The organism is Lactobacillus sp. UMNPBX4, from assembly GCF_002554115.1.
Taxonomy (GTDB): domain Bacteria; phylum Bacillota; class Bacilli; order Lactobacillales; family Lactobacillaceae; genus Lactobacillus; species Lactobacillus gallinarum.
On the sequence record NZ_PCZF01000098.1, the window covers coordinates 1 to 1,799 of the forward strand.

The window sequence follows — 1,799 nt, forward strand, 5'->3', positions numbered from 1 at the left end:
GAGTTGGATTGATCGTCTTTTGGTATCTGAAAGTTAGTTTTTTCCCAGACACTTTCGTATCTAAATCTATTTCTACTTGAGCTTATCAGCATCTAGGGCTGTTTTGATCTCTACTTTTGCAGCCTTATTTGCACGAACATATCTGTTCTTTCCTACTCTGTAATATTTCTTACCATGGATTTTAACTATCTTGGCATCATTCCATGCCCAGTAGCATTTACCCTTAGTCAAAGTAATATGTTTCTTAAGTAACTTACCGTTTTTATCATATAAACGTGCTCTGTAATGTTTTATCTTGATTGCTTTAACGGTTTGTAAGTTAGCTACCTTGATAAACTTACCGTTGGCTAAGCGACAGAACTTTTTACCATTAATTCTGAATTCTTCGCCATTGTTCCAAACGTAAACAAACTTACCATGCTTTACAACGGTCAACTTATGCTTCTTACCAGTTGCTTTGCCATTAGCATCGTAAAGGTATGAGTTGTGAACTACAAGTTTCTTAAGCAAAGTGTTGAACAACTTCACATACTTGTTATCACCGACTTGAACGTACTTCTGCCTGCCAAGGTAGTGATTTGACCCTTGTGCCATGCAGAAATAGTATTGCCCTTTTCAAGCAAAGTATTCTTGCCGTCTGTAATTACAACATTGCCGTCACCATCATAGACGAAGGCGTTGTGAGTTAAGATTAGGGTGATGGTGTCTGTTGAAACTTCAGTATCACTAGAATTATTAGTTGGAATTACAACACGTGGCTTACTAATTGGTTGTTCTGAAGTAGTTGGCATATCAACACCTGACGTAATCTCAGGTTGCCCCGTGTAATTAGGATCATAATGTACATTGAATTTCTTCTTAGTGACATTACCTACTTGATCCACTACCTTAATTGTAATGATATGATCACTTGGCCGACCATTATTGTCATCTAAATTAACATCATAGTTAATGTTATATGGTCCGTATGGATTAAGTGATTGGCCAGATTCTGGATAACTATTAACTTCCCTGGTATTTCTTTGAGTAAATATATTATTACCGTCTATTATGACAGAATAGCCACTCATATTATCATTAGCAGTACCTAAAATATGCAAAACTGGTTGATTAGTGATAGTTGGCAATTCGACATTCAAAGTTGTAGTTTCAAAATCCACTATTGCTCCAATTACACCACGGTATTTTTCTCCGTCTTTAGTAGTATAAATATACTGTATTGCCTTCTGACCAGTTTCAGGTGCCTTAAAAGTAAATTTAAAATTACCATCCTTATCAAATTTGATTAAATTAGCTGGATCATTTTCAGAATTACCCTGCACAACTGCAATTAAACTAGCAACTTTATCTGGATCAACAGATCCTGTAACATTCCAGTTACCTGTTAATGGGTCATATCCATCTTCTTTAGCATCATCTATATTAGTAAAATCAATTTCATTCTTTTCAAAATGATCAAAGCTAATATTGCCTAGGTCCTCTGAGTCAATTTTTCCTGGATTTGAATTGTCGGAATCATCTGAATCATTAGTTTCGGCTGCTGGAGAATCTGGATCCACATCTGTTACCTTGAAAGTATATAACTCATTCTTTCCAGCTTCATCAGAAGTAAATACGATCTTTCCTGAAGTAACATCAACTGGAACCGCATATTGACCATTAACTACCTGCACTAATTTACCATTAATGTAGAAATTATGATTAGCCGCACCTCTTAAAGTGTAAGTGTCGACTTTTTTATTTTCGCCGATTGTAAAATCAAGTTGAACACTTTATAAAAATAAAAGTCCATCTGGACC

2 protein-coding genes are annotated in these 1,799 nt (G+C 35.5%); both read right to left on the bottom strand.

What is annotated here, in order from left to right; genetic code table 11:
• Nucleotides 1–72: 72 nt before the first annotated feature.
• Nucleotides 73–594, bottom strand: coding sequence for an SLAP domain-containing protein (locus tag CP355_RS09800; protein WP_233185886.1), 522 nt, complete (start codon nt 592–594; stop codon nt 73–75).
• Complete coding sequence (locus tag CP355_RS09805; RefSeq protein WP_098044437.1) at nt 525–1,673, bottom strand: hypothetical protein; 1,149 nt, start codon at nt 1,671–1,673, stop codon at nt 525–527. Before CP355_RS09805 ends, CP355_RS09800 begins: the two co-directional genes overlap by 70 nt.
• Between the last annotated feature and the right edge of the window lie 126 nt (nt 1,674–1,799).

Coding starts and splice junctions, on each gene's coding strand:
- CP355_RS09800 (WP_233185886.1), bottom strand. CDS start 594: ATGGCACAAGGGTCAAATCACTACCTTGGCAGGCAGAAGTACGTTCAA.